The organism is Dactylosporangium sp. NPDC006015, assembly GCF_040614215.1.
Taxonomy (GTDB): domain Bacteria; phylum Actinomycetota; class Actinomycetes; order Mycobacteriales; family Micromonosporaceae; genus Dactylosporangium; species Dactylosporangium maewongense.
In genome coordinates, this window is the sequence record NZ_JBEXUD010000006.1 from 331,596 (window position 1) to 347,876 (window position 16,281).

Genomic DNA, 16,281 nt, shown 5'->3' on the forward strand with positions numbered 1-16,281 from the left:
AAGGAGTGACGATCGCCGCGCCGGCCGTCACTCCGGGACGCTGCGCCCCTGCACGGCCAGCGCCCAGATGATGAACACGTCCAGCGCGATGATCAGCAGCGACCACAGCGGGTAGTAGGGCAGGAACATGAAATTGGCGATGGCGCTCAGCCCGGCCAGGACGATGCCCACGACCCGGGCCCACAGCCGTCCGGTGAACACCGCGCAGCCCGCCAGGAGCACCACGAGGCCCACGACGAGGTGGATCCATCCCCACCCGGTCACGTCGAACGTGTACAGATAGTCCGCCGTGACGACGAAGAACTTGTTCTCGACGATCGCCGCCAGGCCGGTGGCCAGGTGGAACAGGCCACCGATGATCATCATGATCCCGGCGAAGACGGTGAAGCCGCCGGCCCATCCGCCCGGGGGCTCCTCCCGGACGGCCACCGTCTCCTGCTGCGCGCTCTGTTCAGCCATGCTCGGCACTCCCTCCACTCAGCGGGCGCCGGGCAACAGGTCACGCGGGCGCGTCACCTGGTCAGCGTCCACAACGCCGGATGCGGGACAGACGGCATCGGCCCTACCCCCGCGGACCGCGGGCAATCCTGCCGCGACCGCTCCCGTCCCGGACCCCGCACGGGGACGGACGGGCGGCGTGACGCGGGGGCGGCGGGGTAACTGGTCGCGGTGGTCGGGTGGTTGGATCGTTTCCAGCGTCGGCATGTCTGGCTGGGATTCCCGCTGGCGGTGGTCTACAAGTTCATCGACGACCGTGGCCCGTACTTCGCCGCGATGGTGACCTACTACGGCTTCGTCTCGCTGTTTCCGCTGACGCTGCTGTTCCTCACCGCGCTGGGCTTCTTCCTGGAGGCCAACCCCGAGCTGCACCAGGAGCTGGTGCAGTCGTCGGTGGGGGACCTGCCGGCCATCGGGCCGGAGCTGCAGCGCAATGTCAGCGGGCTGGTCGGCAGCGGCACCCGCCTGGTGCTCAGCATCCTCGGCGCGCTGTACGGCGGGCTGGGCGCGATGCAGGCCGCGCAGGCCGGCATCAACCACATCTACGGCGTCCCGCGCAACGAGCAGCCCAATCCGATGCGGTCCAGGCTGCGCAGCCTCGGGCTGCTGCTGATCCTCGGCGGCGCGGTGCTGCTGTCGGCTGCGGCCGCGGCGTTCGTGGCCTTCGCCAACGAGCTCACCGGCCGATCCGGGCCCAGACTGCAGATCCTCGGCTACCTGCTGACGTTCGTGATCAACGCCGTCCTGTTCACCGCGGCGATGCAGCTGCTGACCGCCCGGAAGCTGCGGGTGCGCCAGGTCATCACCGGCGGGTTGATCGCCGCGACCTCCTGGATGGCGCTGCAGACCGTCGGCGCCCAGTACGTCGCCGCCCGGCTCAGCCGCGCGAGCGAGCTGTACGGCACGTTCGGGCTCGTCCTGGCCGCGCTCGCCTGGATCTACCTGCAGGCGCTCGTGCTGATGCTCTGCGCCGAGATCAACATGATCCTGACCTACCGCCTGTGGCCCCGGGCCCTGCTCACCCAGTTCACCGACGACGTCGAGCTGACCGAGGCCGACCGGCGCATCTACACGTCGATCGCGACGGCGCAGCGCTTCAAGGCCTTCGAGACGATCCAGGTCGACTTCGGCCCGCCGCCGCAGGGATAGGCGCCGCGGCCCGCCGCCGCGAGGACGGCGCCGCGGCCCGCCGTCGCGAGGACAGGCGCCGGCGCGACCGGCCGCGCGCTTGAACGCCGGCGTCGACGGGCCGACCATCATGGGGGGTGCCGCCGCCGGCGGCGACCGCTCCTCCCGCGCCGAAGGGACCATCGTGACCAGGGACGCCGAGACGCCCACGGCCCGCCAGCAGCGGGTGTGGGACCGCAACGCACCCGGCTACGACAAGCAGATCGGCTTCTTCGAACGGGTCTGGTTCACCGGCGGACGGGAGTGGCTCGGCGGACGCGCGCACGGCCGGGTCCTCGAGGTCGCCGTCGGCACCGGCCGCAGCCTGCCCCACTACCGGCCCGGCGTCGTCCTCACCGGCATCGAGCTGAGCCCCGCGATGCTGGCCATCGCCCAGCGGCGCGCCGCCGACCTCGGCCGCCCCGCCGACCTGCGGCAGGGCGACGCCGAGCGGCTGCCCTTCGCGGACGGCACCTTCGACACCGTGGTGTGCGCGCTGTCGCTGTGCACCATCCCGCACCCGGCCGCCGCGATCGCCGAGATGCACCGCGTCCTCGTCCCCGGCGGCACCCTGCTGCTGCTCGACCACATCGGCAGCAGCTGGCCGCCGGTCCGCGCCGCCCAGTGGCTGCTCGAGCAGCTCACCGGCCGCGCGGCGGGGGAGTACTTCACCCGCCGCCAGCTGCCCCTGGTGCGCGCCGCCGGCTTCGACGTCGAGGAGGCGGAACGGCACAAGGCCGGCACCGTCGAACGCGTCCACGCCCGCAAGCCGGCCGCCTGAGCACTACCGGTAGCCGCGCCGCAGCAGGTATCTGGCACGGGCCCGCCCGGCGTGTGTGCTGATCAACACGGATGGTCGCGTCTGTGGTTGCAGTGATGCAACGATGAACGGGAGGTAAACACGCGATGTTGCTCGGCCTGGCCTTCAGCAGGGCACGGCCCCGCGCGAGGCGAGACCGGTCCACAACGGTGTGGGTGTCCCGGCACTCGGCTCAGCGGGTGCTCGGACAGGCCAAACCGGAAGGACGACGGTGTCGGTACAGGACAAACTTGACTCGATCTTCACCGCGGTGGTCCACCGCAACCCTGGTGAGAGCGAGTTCCACCAGGCGGTTCGCGAGGTGCTCGACAGCGTCGCCCCCGCGCTGGGCAAGCACCCGGAGTACGCCCAGGCCAAGATCATCGAGCGGATCTGCGAGCCGGAGCGGCAGATCATCTTCCGGGTGCCGTGGGAGGACGACCGGGGCGAGGTGCACATCAACCGCGGCTTCCGGGTCGAGTTCAACTCCGCGCTGGGTCCGTACAAGGGCGGCCTGCGGTTCCACCCGTCGGTCTACCTCGGCATCGTGAAGTTCCTCGGGTTCGAGCAGCTGTTCAAGAACGCGCTGACCGGCATGCCGATCGGCGGCGGCAAGGGCGGGTCGGACTTCGACCCGAAGGGCCGCTCCGACCGTGAGGTGATGCGGTTCTGCCAGTCGTTCATGACCGAGCTGTACCGGCACATCGGCGAGTACACCGACGTGCCCGCCGGCGACATCGGCGTCGGCGGCCGGGAGATCGGCTACCTGTTCGGGCAGTACAAGCGGATCACGAACCGGTACGAGTCCGGGGTGCTCACCGGCAAGGGTCTCGTGTACGGCGGTGCCCAGGTGCGCCGGGAGGCGACCGGCTACGGCGCGGTGTTCTTCGCCGAGGAGATGCTGCGGGCCGCCGGCGACGGCATCGAGGGCAAGCGCGTGGTGGTGTCCGGCTCCGGCAACGTGGCCATCTACGCGATCGAGAAGGTGCACCAGCTCGGCGGCCTCGTGGTGGCCTGCTCCGACTCGTCCGGCTACGTGCGCGACGACAAGGGCATCGACGTGGCGGTCCTCAAGGAGGTCAAGGAGGTCCGGCGGGAGCGGATCGAGCAGTACGTCCGCCACCGTCCCGGGGCGACCTTCACGCCCGGCGGCGGGCTGTGGCGGGACGTGCCGTGCGCGGTCGCCATCCCGAGCGCCACGCAGAACGAGATCGACGCGGACGACGCGGCCGCGCTGGTCGCCGGCGGCTGCGTGGCGGTGGTGGAGGGGGCGAACATGCCGACGACGCCGGCGGCGGTCCGCGTGTTCGCCGAGGCCGGCGTGCGCTTCGCGCCGGGCAAGGCGGCCAACGCCGGCGGGGTCGCCGCCAGCGCGCTGGAGATGCAGCAGAACGCCAGCCGCGACTCGTGGACGTTCGAATACTCCGAGCAGCGGCTGCACGGCATCATGCGCGACATCCACGCCCGCTGCTACGCCACCGCGGAGGAGTACGGCATGCCGGGCAACTACGTCGCCGGCGCCAACATCGACGGCTTCCGGATGGTCGCCGAGGCGATGCTCGCCCACGGCCTGATCTGACCCACCGGCGCCACGAGCGCCGCACGCACGTCGCGGGACCGGTCCTCATCGCGGGCCGGTCCCGGCCCGGCGCCGAGGCGGCTGTGGTGACGGCCGATCAGCAGCTCGATGAGCTCGTCCGCGGCACGGCTCAGGCGTCTGACCCGTCCAGCCGGCGCAGGCCGCGGGCCACGAGCACCGGCACCGCGGCGCCGACGTTGTCGTAGCCGGCGGTGACCGTCTTCCCGCCGAGGAAGCGCGCGTGCACGCCCTCCAGGATCACCGCGAGCTTCATCGCGGCGAGCGCCAGATGGAACGGCAGGGTCGTCAGGTCGCGGCCGGTCCGCAGGGCATACCGCTCGGCCAGCTCGTGGGTCCGCGGGAAGCCCTCGTGCGCGGTCACGCCGGCCGCCACCGGGATCAGGCCGCGCTCGTCGTCGCCGGGGTCGTGCCAGTAGGACAGCGCCACGCCGAGGTCGGCGAGCGGGTCACCCAGGGTGCACAGCTCCCAGTCCAGCACGGCCGTGATCCGCGCCGGCCCGGTCAGGTCGACGACCGTGTTGTCGAGCCGGTAGTCGCCGTGCACCAGCGCCGACCCGGCCTGCGCCGGCAGCCGCTCGGCGAGCCGGGCCAGCAGGCGGTCCATGTCCGGCAGGTCCCGGGTCCGCGACCGCTCCCACTGCCCGCCCCAGCGCCGCAGCTGGCGTGCCGCGTAGCCGTCCGGCCGCCCGTAGTCGGCCAGCCCCACCGCCGCCGGTTCGATCGCGTGCAGGTCGGCGAGCGTGGTGATCAGCCGGTCGGCCAGCTCGGACCGCACCGTGGGGGACAGCTCCGCGGTGTCCGCGGCGGTGCGCAGCACCCGCCCCCGCGCCTCGGTCATGACGTAGAACGGGCAGCCGAGGACCTCCTCGCCGGTGCACAGCACCAGCGTCTCCGGCACCGGCACGGCCGTGCCGCCCAGCGCGGTGAGGACGCGGTGCTCGCGGCGCATGTCGTGCGCGCTCGGCAGCACCTCACCCAGCGGCGGCCGGCGCAGGATCACCGCCTCACCGCCGGCGGGCACGATCCGGTACGTGATGTTGGACAGCCCGCCGGAGATGAGCTCGGCGTCCCAGCCGCCGGGGAAGCGCTCCGGCAGGTGCTCGCGCAGCCACGGCCCGATCCGGCCGGACGGCAGCCCCGGAAGCTCAGGCATCGGTGGTCCTCCGGCCCTCGGCGCGCCGCACGACCCGGCGGGCGATGGACATCCGGTGGACCTCGGAGGCGCCGTCGTAGATGCGGAACGCGCGGATGTCGGCGTAGATGCGGCCGATGACGAGCTCGTCCGACGTGCCCATCCCACCGGCCAGCTGCACCGCGCGGTCGACCACCCGGCAGGCCGCCTCGCTGATGAAGACCTTGGCCCGCGACGACTCCTCGGTGCCGCGGGCACCCTCGGCGATCTGCCAGCAGGCGTGCCACAGCAGGGCCCGCGCCGCGGCGAGGTCGATCTCGTTGTCGGCGATCAGCTGCTGTGCCATCCCGTGACTCGCCAGCGGGGCGCCGAAGAGCTCCCGGCCGAGCGCCCGGTCCAGGGCGATCCCGTGCGCCCGTCGGGCGGCGCCGAGCCAGCGCATGCAGTGGGTCAGCCGGGCCGGGGCGAGCCGGACCTGCGCGTACCGGAAACCCTGCCCCGGCTCGCCGAGCACCGCCGCGTCCGGGACGAACGCGCCGTCGAACGCCACCTGGCAGTGGCCGCCGGGCATGGTGGCGTCCAGGGTCCGCGCGTGGGCGCCCACCGTCATGCCGGGGTTGTCCGCGTCGACGAGGAACATGCTCGCGCCGTCGCGGTCGTCGTGCCGGGCCATGACGATCGCGAAGGCCGCGCCGTCCGCGCCGGTGATCAGGTGCTTGTGGCCGTTGATGCGCCAGCCGCCGGGCGCGCGGGTGGCGCTGGTGCGCAGCGCGGCCGGGTCCGAGCCCGCGCCCGGCGGCGGCTCGGTCATCGCGAAGCAGGACCGGACGTCGCCGGCGGCCAGCGGCCGCAGGTACGCGTCCCGCTGCTCGCCGGTGGCCACCGCGTCGAGCAGGTGGATGTTGCCCTCGTCGGGTGCCGCGCAGTTCAGCGCCAGCGGGCCGAGCAGGCTGGTGCCGGCCTCCTCGAGCAGCACCGCGGCCTCGTCGAAGCGGAACCCGCCGCCGCCCAGCCCGGCGCTCACCTGCGGCGCCCACACGCCGGCCGCGCGCGCGGCCCGCTGCAGCTCGGCGCGCAGCGCGTCGGTGACCCCATTGGCGAACGCGTCCTGCTCGCGGGGGATCACCTCGTCGCGGACGAACGCGGCGATCCGGTCCCGCCACTCGGTGGTCCGCTCGCTCAGCGAGAAGTCGAAGCTCATGACCCCTCCCGTCTCCGGCCCGCCGTCCGCTTGCTAACCATCATTAGCGCAGTTTAGGTTTGTTGCTACGAGCAAAGTCAAGCAATAGTGACGAGTAGGCTAACGATGATTAGCGAGCCAGGCCTGGAGGCGGCGGAGATCCGCCGTGCCGCGCTGCGCCTCTTCGCCGACCGCGGCTACCGCGCCACCACCATGGCCGACGTCGGCGCCGCGGTCGGCGTCCGCGGGCCGAGCCTCTACCGGCACGTCAGGTCCAAACAGGACCTGCTGGTCGCCGTCATGGTCGAGACCATGGAGGCGCTGCTGGACGCGCAGCGCGCCGCCGCCGGCGCCGGCGGCGGACCGGTCCTGCGGCTGCGCCGGATGGTCGAGGCCCACGTCCGCTACCACGCCGGCCACCGCGACCAGGCCTTCGTCGGCAACCGCGAGATCGGCAACCTGGAGCAGCCCGCCCGCGACCGGATCCTGGCCATGCGGGCGACCTACGAGCGCACCCTGCGCGGCGTGATCGAGGAGGGCCGTGACGCGGGCGTCTTCGCCGTCGAGCACCCGCGCCTGGCGTCGTACTCCATCCTCGACATGGGCATCGGCGTGGCGGCCTGGTTCCGCCCGGACGGCCCGCACAGCGTGGAGCAGGTCGCCTACACGTACGCCGACCAGGCCATCCGGATGCTCTCACCGGCCCCGCCGGAACGGTGACCTCCGGCGTGCCCTCCCCGCGACACCCTCAGATGCCCCCGATTCCGGACTTTCCGGCCGGTCGGGTGTGCCGATAGCATCGGGCGTCACCACGCCCGGGTGGTCGGTCTTCGGCGAGCCTTCCGTCCCGGCGGCAGCCGAACGCGCCCCCAGGAGCTGTGATGCCACCCCGTTCGCCGAGTCGCGCCCGTCCGTTGCCTGCCCGCGCCCGTGCCACCGGCGGCGGTGGTCTCCGGTGGCGGCCCGTCGTGATCGCGGCGGCCGTCGCGCTCGTCGTCGGCGGGCTGATCGGGGGTCTCGTCGGCGGCGCCGTCGCCGACCCGCGCAGCGACACGCAGCGGCGCATCGACGAGCTGCAGGTCGCGGAGGTCAAGCGCGACGCCGACCAGGTCGTGGCGCTCACCGACCAGGCGCGCCGGATCCTGGAGCTGCTCGGTCCGGCCGTCGAGCAGCTGGCCACGGCGCTTCCGCCCAAGGGTGCGCCGGGACCGCTGGTCGAGCAGGGCAAGGTCGACGGGTGGAAGGCGGTCACGCGCAAGGGTGTCGAGGAGTTCAAGGACCCGCCGTCGGCCGGGACGGCGGTCAACATCGCCCGGGGCAGCCTCGCCGGCGGCGCCCGGCAGCTCGACCTCGCGGTGGACACGTACGCCGTCGCGATCAAGGCCCCCGAGGCGGACCGGGCGGCGCTGCTGAGCCTCGCCAGCCGCCAGCGTGACCTGGCGGTCGCCGGCTGGTCGGTCGGCGCCACGCAACTCGACCAGCTCAACGTCGACATCGGCCGGGGGCACCAGCACGCCTTCCTGCCGTCGGCTCCCGGTCAGGAGGCGATGACCTCGGACGGCTCGAAGGAAGGCGAGTGACCGGCTACCGCGCGCAGTCGTACAGGGTGTAGAGCCCGGTGCTGAACCCGTCGACGGGTCGGCAGGCGATCGGCGCCCAGGCGGCGTAGTCCGGGTAGTCGCGGGTCGGTTTGCCTTTCAGCTGCGGGCCGTCGACGAGGGCGAACCGCAGTTCCCCGGCCGCGACGAGTTCGTCGAGCCGCTGCACGCCGACGTTCGGGATCTGGGCCGTGAACCCGCCGATCGGGAGTGGGTCGAGGCCGCGGGTGATGAACTGGCCGGCCTGCGGCGCCCACTGCACGGCGAGGTCGTAGCGTTCACCGCCGCGGTTGGCGCGGACGTGGGCGGTGATGCGGTCGACGTCCGCGGCCGGCAGCATCCGTAGCAGGCGGCCGCTGAGGATGGTGGCGGTCTCCCGCGACGGCGGTCCGGCGGCGGGGCGGTGCGCGTCGGACACGGTGAGGTTGTCGGTGACCGACAGCGTCCAGGTGACCGGCGCCAGCAGCACCGCGGCGACGGCGATCGCGAGCGCCGTGGACTGGAGCCTGGGCGTCAGCGTCGCGGCGGCGAGCGCGAGGACGGCGACGGCGGCCGTGGCGGCGGCCGCCGCCGGGAGCCAGGTGGCGAAGGCCGGGAACTGCCCGGCGAGGTGCCAGGCCCACCAGCCGCTGGCGGCGACGGCGGCGGGCAGGAGCCAGCGGTGCCAGCCGGAGGTCCGGTAGGCCCGCCACAGGGCGACCAGCCCGGCCGCGGCGAGCGCGGACAGGGCGGGTGCGAGGGCGACGTTGTAGAAGGAGTGGGCCTTGACGCTGCCGGCGAAGGTCAGCAGGTGCACCGCCAGCCAGGCGAGCCACAGCACCGAGGGGGCCGCGTTCCTCCGGTCCCGGACCAGGGTGACGACCGCCACCACCAGGCCTGCCAGGGCGAACACGTACAGCCAGCCGATCTGCGGCGCTACGCCGTTGCGGATCAGGTACTGCCGCGCCGGGCCCTCGCTCTTCCCCGGCGGCCCACCGATGCCGAGGACGTCGGCGCCGGCGTTGTCGACGCCGAAGCGGTTGAACCCGTTGTACCCGAACACCATCGACCAGATCGAGTTGTCGACCGACCCGTCGATCCACGGCCGGTGCGACGCCGGCAGTGCCGCCATGACGCCGACCCAGACGAGGGACACCGCGACGGTCAGCAGGCCGGCCAGGGCCAGCCGGGTCAGCCGGCGGCGCCACGGGGCGGCCGCGGCGAGCAGGTAGCCGAGGCCGAACGGCACCCAGATCAGCCACGCCTGGGCCATCTTCACCTGGAACGCGAGGCCCACCAGCACGCCGGTCCACAGCAGCGGCCTGAGCCGGTCGGTGGCGACGGCCCGCTGCCAGAGGAGGGTCGCGGCCAGCAGCAGGGCCACGAGGACCGGGTCGGGGATCTGGGTGCGGGCGAGCGCGGCGACCATCGGCGTCGCCGCGAAGAACCCGGCCGCCGCCACACCGCCCTCCGGTCCGGCCCACTCGCGCACCACCCGGTACATCAGCACGATCGAGGCCAGGCTCGCCAGCAGCGAGGGCAGCAGGACGGCCCAGGGGACGTAGCCGAACATGCGGGCGGACAGCGCCTGCAGCCAGAACGTGCCGGGCGCCTTGTCGAAGGTCATGGTCAGCTGCGGGTCGTAGGCGCCGTACAGCCACGCCTGCCAGCTGCCGGCCATCGTGCGGACGCCAGGTCCGTAGTACAGGTGCAGCTGCATGCCGCCGATCCCCCAGGCGTAGACGACGGCGGCGCACACGACGATCGCCGCCAGCGCCGGCCGGACCCACGTGGGCCGGGGCGGGGACGCCCGGGGGAGCTCGCCGCCCGGCTGATCAAGCTCATCGACAGGTGACGCTAAATGCTCAGACATGCGCGGATCGTAGAGAGAACCCGATGATTGATGAAGCTGAATATGTGAAGAGTTGCGCCATCCGCGTCGGCGCGCCTTTGGGGCGCGCCCGGAGCTGCCCGTGGACCGGTTGCCGCCGGAAACCGGCCGAGCGAGGATTGAATGTGGACCCCGGATGTCGGCGGGGGTGGTCGCGGTGGAGTTCGCCGTCTTCTTGATCGTCCTGATCTTTGTGGCGATCCTGTCGTCCGGTAGTGCGTGGATCGCCAGGCGCCGGAGCCGGGAGTCGCTCGGGTTCTCGCCGGCGTCGCCGCGGGCCGAGCGGGCCGAGGCCGTGCTGACCGAGTGGCTGCTCGCCGGCTACCTGTCGGCCGAGCAGTACCGGCGGGACATGGCCACGCTCGCCGCGCGGGAGGCGGACCGCCATCCGCCGCCCGCCCCGTTCGGTCCGTGACCGCCCACCCGGAGACGACTGGCGAACGCCCCTGTGCGCTCTCGCTTGCTGGCGACTATATCCTTATAATCGTTATATCGTGCAGCAGCGTTGGGCGTCGAAGGGGTTACGGGCCGTGAAGTTCGGATTAGCGATCATGAATGACTTCCCGCAGGGGACCATTGCCGCCGAGCGGGTCGGCGAGCTCCGGGAGCAGGTCTCCGTGGCGCGGGAGTGCGGGATCGACAGCATCTGGCTGCTGCACCACTACCTCGGCAGCATGCCCACCCTCCAGCCCATTCCCACCCTGGCGGCGCTCGCGCAGCAGGCGGAGGGGATGGGGATCGGGACCAACATGTTCATCCTGCCGCTGCACCACCCCGTCCAGGTCGCCGAGACGTTCGCGACGCTCGACCACCTGAGCGGCGGACGGGCGATCGCCGGCTTCGGCATGGGCTACCGGGAGAACGAGTTCGCCGCGTTCGGCATCCCGCTCGACGAACGCGTCTCGCGCTACACCGAGAGTGTCGAGATCATCCGCGGGCTCTGGTCCGGTGAGCCGGTGACCTACGCGGGCAAGCACTACTCGCTCGACGACGCGCGGATCAGCCTTCCCCCGGTGCAGCAGGGCGGGCCGCCGATCTGGGTCGGCGCCGGAATGCACAAGGCGGGCGCCAGGCGGGCCGCTCAGCTCGGCGACGCCTGGATCGTGCCGCCGCACGCGTCGGTGGCGAAGCTCGCCGAGCTCGTCCAGGTGGAGCGGGCGGAGCGCGCGCGGCTCGGCCGGCCGCTCAACGGTGAGGTGGTCGTCCGCCGCGAGCTCGTGCTCGACCCGGACCGGGAGCGGGCCCGCGAGCGCGGCCTCCGCGCCCGGCTCGGCGTGACCCAGCAGTACGCGAAGTACAACGCCCCGGATGCGACGGCCCAGTATCGTCACCTGCAGAGCGAGGCGGCCGCCGCGGAGGTGGCCGACGAGGCGTACCTCTTCACCGACCCCGCGACGTGCGTCGCCAGGCTGCGCGAGCTCGAGGAGGCCGGCGTGACGACGGTCATCCTCCGGGCGCAGTGGTACGACCTGCCCCACGAGGACATGCTCGCCACCCTCAAACTGTTCGCCGACGAAGTGCTGCCCGCGCTGGGTCGGCGCTGATCGTATTGACGGCGGTCACGCAGCGCGATAGGGATGGTCACATTCCTCGCACATTCTCGACATCGGGGGGAAATGCGGACGCCGGGCTGGTGGGGGCGGGTAGCGAACGCGCCCTTTTGCTGAATATCATAGGAAGCAATGAGCCTCAGGGGAGGCCGACGCAGAAGGGGGGTGCGGCAGTGAACCGTGACCGTCCGCAGAAGACCGCCATGCTCGTGGCGCAGCGCATCGTCAACGAGATCAGCAGGCAGAACAAGCAGGTCGGCGACAGGCTCTCGCCCGAGCGGGTCATGCTCGAGGAGTATCAGGTCGGCCGCGGCACCCTCCGGGAGTCGCTGCGGTTTCTCGAGTTGCAGGGCGTCATCTCCCTCAAGCCGGGGCCGGGCGGCGGTCCGATCGTAGAGAAGCCCGACGCCTCTCATCTGGCGACGTCCCTGATTCTGTTGCTGCAGTTCGAGCAGGCGCCATTCCGGTCCATTCTGGAGACCCGTGCCGCCCTCGAGCCGCTCATGGCCCGGCTCGCCTCGCAGCGCATCGACGCCGAGCGGCTGCGCCAGCTCGAAGAATCGGTGCAGAAAATGGGCGAGCACATCGCCGACCAGGGCGTTTTCCTGGAGACGAACAAGAGCTTCCACGACGTCATTGCCTGGGCGTCGGGAAACACCGTGTTCGGCTTCCTGGTCGACGCGCTGCTCGACATCCTCGACGGCACGGTGCTCGGGGTCGACTACCCCGAGCACCGCCGGGGGACGGTGCTCAAGCGGCACCGGTCCATCTACGACGCCATCGCCGCCAGCGACGGTGACGTGGCCGAGGAGTCCATGCGCGAGCACATCGCGGAGATGACGCGCTACCTGGAGAAGAAGTTCGCCTCCACCATGGACGCCTCGATCACCTGGTCAGTCGTGCGCTAGCGGCGCGATCCCGAGGAGGCGGGCCAGGTTGCCACCGAGGATCGCCTCCTCGTCCGCGGGCGGGAGCCCGAGCGCGCGCACCGCCGCGATCTCCGTCGCCGGATCGCTCATCGGCCAGTCACTGCCGTAGATGATCCGGGACGCGCCGTGCCGCGCGATGATCTCGCGCACCCGGTCGGCGTCCAGCCCGCGCAGGGTGGGCGGCCACGAGGTCTCCAGGTGCACGTCGGTGCCGAGCACGGCCTGCTCGGCCTCGTCGAGCCGGTGGTATCCGCCGAAGTGGCACGCGATCAGCTTGAGGCCCGGCACCGTGTCGATGATGGTGCGCAGATGGTGCGGGGCGCCCCGGTCGTTGGCCTGCGCGTCGCCGCCGGCGCCCGCGTGGGTGATCACGACGATGCCCTCCGCGGCGAGCCCGTGCAGGATCTCGTGCACCGCGGGGTCGGCGAGCGAGAGCCCCTGGAAGAGCGGGTGCAGCTTCACCCCGCCGATGCCGTTGTCCCGCAGCGACGCGATGTTCGCGGCGACCGGCAGGTCCGGGTGCACCGTGCCGAACGGGATGAACCGCGACCGGTCGACGCCGCCGATGAACTCGTTCGTCCGCGCGACGTTCTTGGCCACGGTGGCGACCGCGAGCGTCATCGCGAGGTCGATGCCGGCCTCGTCCATGGTGCGCCGCAGGCCGTCCAGCGTGCCGTCGTGGCGCGGGTCCAGCCCCGCCGGTCGTTGCGCGAGCACCTGCGGGGCGATGTGGTCGGGCCACACGTGACAGTGCGCGTCGATGATCATGACTGCAGTCCCTTCAGCAGTTGCTTCGCCAGCGAATCGAGGATGACCTCGGTCGACCCCTCGTAGATGCGCATCGGCCGCGCGCCCCGGTAGAGCCGTTCGATGAGGCCGCCGCGCACCAGCCCGAACCGCCCCATGACCTGGACGGCGCGGTCGACGACCCGGCCCGCGGCCTCGGTGGCCCCGACCTTCGCCATCGACGACAGGTTGAGCGCCGCGAGGGGGTCGCGGCTCGCGGCCGCGGCGGCGCGGTAGGCGAGGCTGCGCGCCATCTCGATCTCGACCCACGAGGTCGCGAGCATCGAGGGCACCGGGCCGAGGCGGGCCACCGGCACGCCGAACTGCTCGCGGCCGGCGGTGTGGCGCAGCGCCTCGTCGAGGGCCGCCTGCGCGAGCCCGACGGCCGCGCCCGCGACCGAGACCCGGAAGGTCGCCAGCGTGGCGAGCACCAGCGAGAAGCCCTTGCCCGGCGGGCCGACGACGTGGTCGGCCGGCAGGCGCACGCCGTCGAGGTGCAGGTCGCCGAGGACGTGCGGCGCGATGATCTGGTGCGGGTTGCTGGCCGAGAAGCCCGGCGCCCCGGCGGGCACGAGGACCAGCGTGAACCCGTCGCCCTGGCGGCCGAGGACGAGATAGAAGTCGGCGTCGCCGCCGTTGGTGATGAACGACTTGTGCCCCGTGACGACGACGTGGTCGCCGTCGGTCTCCACGGTCGTCGCCAGGTTCCGCAGGTCGGAGCCGACCTGCGGCTCGGTGAGCGCCAGCCCGGCGATGGCCCCCAGCGTGGCGACCTTCGGCAGCCACTCCGCCTTGACCCGCTCCGCGCCGCCGACGCCCAGGCCGTAGCTGCCGATGCCCTGCATCGCGAAGAGGGAGTCGAGATGGGCGCTCTCCGCGGCCAGCGCCTCGCGCACGACGGTCACGGCGAGGGCGTCCACCTTCTCGTGCCGCCCGCCGTACGCGGCCGGCACGACCAGATCGGTGAGCCCGCTCGCCGCCAGCTGGGCGCGCATGTCGGGGTCGATGTGGTCGGCCTCGTCGGCCCGGGCGGAGAACGGCCGCACCGCTCTGGCCAGCGCCTGGGCCTGCTCCTGCAGCGCTCTGTACGCCTCCGGCAGCTCAAAAAGTGCCTCGCTCACGGGGCCTCCGTCCTGTAGTCCTGCACCCGTATCTGTGATATTGGTTTATATAGTTAACGTCGGTCAAGCGGCTCGCAGGAGGTTCTCGTGACTGGTGCCGTCATCGTCGACGCGGTGCGCTCTCCCATGGGGAAGGGCAAGGCGTCCGGCTCCCTGGCCGGGCTCCACCCCGTCGATCTGCTCGGGCAGGTGCTCGCCGCACTCCTCGAGCGCAACGGTGTCGATCCTGCGCTGGTGGAGGACGTCATCGTCGGCTGCGTCGGTCAGGTCGGCGAGCAGTCGGCGACGCCGGGCCGGCAGGCGTGGCTGTCCGCCGGCTTCCCTGATCATGTCCCCTCGGTGACGGTCGAGCGCAAGTGCGGCTCCGGCCAGCAGGCCGTCGACTTCGCGGTGTGGGGCGTCCTGGCCGGTGCCTACGACGTCGTGATCGCCGGCGGCGTCGAGTCGATGAGCCGGGTGCCGATGGGCTCCGGTCGCATGGACGCCGACCCGTTCGGCCCGCGGACCCGCGCACGCTATCCCGGCCTCGTGCCGCAGGGCGTGGCCGCCGAGCTGGTGGCCGCCAAGTGGGGCCTCACCCGCGAGCAGCTCGACGCGTACGCGGCCGAGTCGCACGCGCGGGCCGCCGCGGCCCGCGCCGGTGGCGCCTTCGACCGCGAGATCGTCCCGATCCGGGTGCCGGACGGTGCGGGGGAGCGGGTCGTCGACGCGGACGAGACGATCCGCCCGGGCAGCTCCGTGCAAACTCTGGCGAACCTGTCGCCGGCCTTCGCCACCGACCCCTACACCCGGCGGTTCCCCGAGGTCGACTGGAAGGTCACCGCGGGCAACTCCTCGCAGATCACCGACGGCGTGAGCGCGCTGCTCGTCATGAGCGAGGAACGGGCGTCGGCGCTGGGCCTGCGGCCGCGGGCACGGATCGTCGCCTCCGCCGTGGTCGGCGACGACCCCACCCTCATGCTCACCGGGCCGCTCCCGGCGACCCGCAGGGTGCTCGACCGGGCCGGGCTGCGCATCGACGACATCGACGCGATCGAGGTCAACGAGGCGTTCGCGAGCGTCCCGCTCGCCTGGCGGGCCGAGTTCCCGGTCGACGCCGGGCGCCTGAACCCGCGCGGCGGAGCCATCGCACTCGGGCACCCGCTCGGCGCGTCCGGAGCCCGGCTCATGACGACCCTCATCAACCACCTCGAACAGACGGGCGGCCGGTACGGGCTGCAGACGATGTGCGAGGCCGGCGGCATGGCCAACGCCACCATCATCGAGATCCTTCAGGAGTCGCCCCGATGAATCTTCAGGGAAACAGTGCCGTCGTCACCGGAGGCGCCTCGGGCCTCGGCCTGGCGACGGCCCGCCGGCTGGTCGACGCGGGGGCGCACACCGTCATCCTCGACCTGCCGACGTCGGCCGGCGCCGAGCGGGCCGCGGAGCTGGGTGACCGGGCGTGCTTCGTGCCCGCCGACGTCACCGAGCCCGACCAGGTCGCGGCCGCCCTCGACGCGGCCGAGCGGGTCGCCCCGCTGCGGGCGCTGGTGCACTGCGCGGGCCGCGGCGGCACCGTGCGCCTCGTCGAGCGCGACGGATCGCCGGGGTCGCTGGAGCTCTACGAGACGCTGGTCCGCCTCAACCTCGTCGGCACGTTCAACGTGCTGCGCCTCGCCTCGGCCCGGATGGCGGCGAACGAGCCGGTCGACGGCGAGCGCGGGGTGTGCGTGCTCACCGCGTCCGTCGCCGCGTGGGAGGGGCAGGTGGGCCAGATCCCGTACGCCTCGGCCAAGGCGGGCGTGGTCGGCATGACCCTCGTCGCGGCCCGCGACCTCGCGACGAAGCTCATCCGCGTCTGCACGATCGCGCCGGGCATCTTCGACACGCCGATCCTCGACCGCTTCTCCGACGAGATCAAGCAGGGGCTGGCCCGGTCGGTGCCCAACCCGGCCCGGCTCGGGCAGGCCGACGAGTACGCGGCCCTCGCTGTGCACATCATCGGCAACGCGTACCTCAACGGCGAGACGATCCGCCTCGACGGCGCCGTCCGGATGCAGGCCCGCTGA

The 16,281-nt window shown here is 72.5% G+C and carries 16 protein-coding genes; 10 read left to right on the forward strand and 6 right to left on the reverse strand.

Annotated elements, in window-relative coordinates; all coding sequences use genetic code 11:
* Positions 1-27: 27 nt before the first annotated feature.
* A complete protein-coding gene (locus ABZ321_RS13835) occupies positions 28-459 on the reverse strand; it encodes a hypothetical protein (RefSeq protein WP_344502045.1) in 432 nt (143 codons plus the stop codon).
* Positions 460-729: 270 nt separating this feature from the next.
* On the opposite strand from ABZ321_RS13835, the gene ABZ321_RS13840 reads away from it, so the two are divergent.
* The 3 genes from ABZ321_RS13840 (at position 730) to gdhA (ending at position 4,043) form a co-directional block, all read left to right on the forward strand.
* Positions 730-1,647, forward strand: coding sequence for a YihY/virulence factor BrkB family protein (locus ABZ321_RS13840; RefSeq protein ID WP_354891128.1), 918 nt, complete (start codon positions 730-732; stop codon positions 1,645-1,647).
* A gap of 79 nt (positions 1,648-1,726) precedes the next feature.
* Positions 1,727-2,446 carry a methyltransferase domain-containing protein gene (locus ABZ321_RS13845; RefSeq protein ID WP_354891129.1) on the forward strand — a complete coding sequence of 240 codons (720 nt, stop codon included), beginning with the start codon at positions 1,727-1,729 and terminating at the stop codon, positions 2,444-2,446.
* 250 nt (positions 2,447-2,696) lie between these two features.
* Positions 2,697-4,043 carry an NADP-specific glutamate dehydrogenase gene (gene gdhA, locus ABZ321_RS13850; RefSeq protein WP_344502048.1) on the forward strand — a complete coding sequence of 449 codons (1,347 nt, stop codon included), beginning with the start codon at positions 2,697-2,699 and terminating at the stop codon, positions 4,041-4,043.
* A gap of 130 nt (positions 4,044-4,173) precedes the next feature.
* Here the strand turns inward: gdhA and ABZ321_RS13855 are convergent, their stop codons facing one another.
* Both ABZ321_RS13855 and ABZ321_RS13860 read right to left on the reverse strand, forming a co-directional pair.
* On the reverse strand, positions 4,174-5,217 hold the full coding sequence (locus ABZ321_RS13855; protein WP_354891130.1) for a phosphotransferase family protein: 1,044 nt from the start codon (positions 5,215-5,217) through the stop codon (positions 4,174-4,176).
* A complete protein-coding gene (locus ABZ321_RS13860) occupies positions 5,210-6,397 on the reverse strand; it encodes an acyl-CoA dehydrogenase family protein (protein WP_354891131.1) in 1,188 nt (395 codons plus the stop codon). Before ABZ321_RS13860 ends, ABZ321_RS13855 begins: the two co-directional genes overlap by 8 nt.
* A 105-nt stretch (positions 6,398-6,502) precedes the next feature.
* Between ABZ321_RS13860 and ABZ321_RS13865 the strand changes: the two genes are divergently transcribed.
* Positions 6,503-7,096, forward strand: a complete 594-nt coding sequence (locus ABZ321_RS13865) for a TetR/AcrR family transcriptional regulator (protein WP_354891132.1) — start codon at positions 6,503-6,505, stop codon at positions 7,094-7,096.
* Between the two features lie 161 nt (positions 7,097-7,257).
* Complete coding sequence (locus tag ABZ321_RS13870) at positions 7,258-7,956, forward strand: hypothetical protein (RefSeq protein WP_354891133.1); 699 nt, start codon at positions 7,258-7,260, stop codon at positions 7,954-7,956.
* Between the two features lie 4 nt (positions 7,957-7,960).
* Here ABZ321_RS13870 and ABZ321_RS13875 read toward each other — a convergent pair whose 3' ends face one another.
* Positions 7,961-9,826, reverse strand: a complete 1,866-nt coding sequence (locus tag ABZ321_RS13875) for a glycosyltransferase family 39 protein (protein ID WP_354891134.1) — start codon at positions 9,824-9,826, stop codon at positions 7,961-7,963.
* Between the two features lie 154 nt (positions 9,827-9,980).
* Here ABZ321_RS13875 and ABZ321_RS13880 point away from each other — a divergent pair, with 154 nt between their 5' ends.
* From ABZ321_RS13880 to ABZ321_RS13890, 3 genes are all read left to right on the forward strand, one after another.
* The gene (locus tag ABZ321_RS13880; protein ID WP_344502054.1) at positions 9,981-10,259 is read left to right on the forward strand and encodes a hypothetical protein; all 279 of its coding nucleotides are present in this window, start codon (positions 9,981-9,983) and stop codon (positions 10,257-10,259) included.
* A 115-nt stretch (positions 10,260-10,374) separates the two neighbouring features.
* Positions 10,375-11,388 carry an LLM class flavin-dependent oxidoreductase gene (locus tag ABZ321_RS13885; RefSeq protein WP_344502056.1) on the forward strand — a complete coding sequence of 338 codons (1,014 nt, stop codon included), beginning with the start codon at positions 10,375-10,377 and terminating at the stop codon, positions 11,386-11,388.
* Between the two features lie 179 nt (positions 11,389-11,567).
* Complete coding sequence (locus ABZ321_RS13890; protein WP_344502057.1) at positions 11,568-12,302, forward strand: FCD domain-containing protein; 735 nt, start codon at positions 11,568-11,570, stop codon at positions 12,300-12,302.
* On the opposite strand, the gene ABZ321_RS13895 is transcribed toward ABZ321_RS13890, so the two are convergent.
* Complete coding sequence (locus tag ABZ321_RS13895; RefSeq protein ID WP_344502058.1) at positions 12,288-13,091, reverse strand: amidohydrolase family protein; 804 nt, start codon at positions 13,089-13,091, stop codon at positions 12,288-12,290. The two genes, ABZ321_RS13890 and ABZ321_RS13895, sit on opposite strands and share 15 nt — an antisense overlap.
* A complete protein-coding gene (locus ABZ321_RS13900) occupies positions 13,088-14,230 on the reverse strand; it encodes an acyl-CoA dehydrogenase family protein (RefSeq protein WP_344502059.1) in 1,143 nt (380 codons plus the stop codon). Before ABZ321_RS13900 ends, ABZ321_RS13895 begins: the two co-directional genes overlap by 4 nt.
* A gap of 87 nt (positions 14,231-14,317) precedes the next feature.
* Here ABZ321_RS13900 and ABZ321_RS13905 point away from each other — a divergent pair, with 87 nt between their 5' ends.
* Both ABZ321_RS13905 and ABZ321_RS13910 read left to right on the forward strand, forming a co-directional pair.
* Positions 14,318-15,520 (forward strand): thiolase family protein, encoded by a 1,203-nt coding sequence (locus tag ABZ321_RS13905; RefSeq protein WP_354891135.1) that lies wholly within the window; start codon positions 14,318-14,320, stop codon positions 15,518-15,520.
* The gene (locus ABZ321_RS13910) at positions 15,517-16,281 is read left to right on the forward strand and encodes an SDR family NAD(P)-dependent oxidoreductase (RefSeq protein WP_344502061.1); all 765 of its coding nucleotides are present in this window, start codon (positions 15,517-15,519) and stop codon (positions 16,279-16,281) included. Before ABZ321_RS13905 ends, ABZ321_RS13910 begins: the two co-directional genes overlap by 4 nt.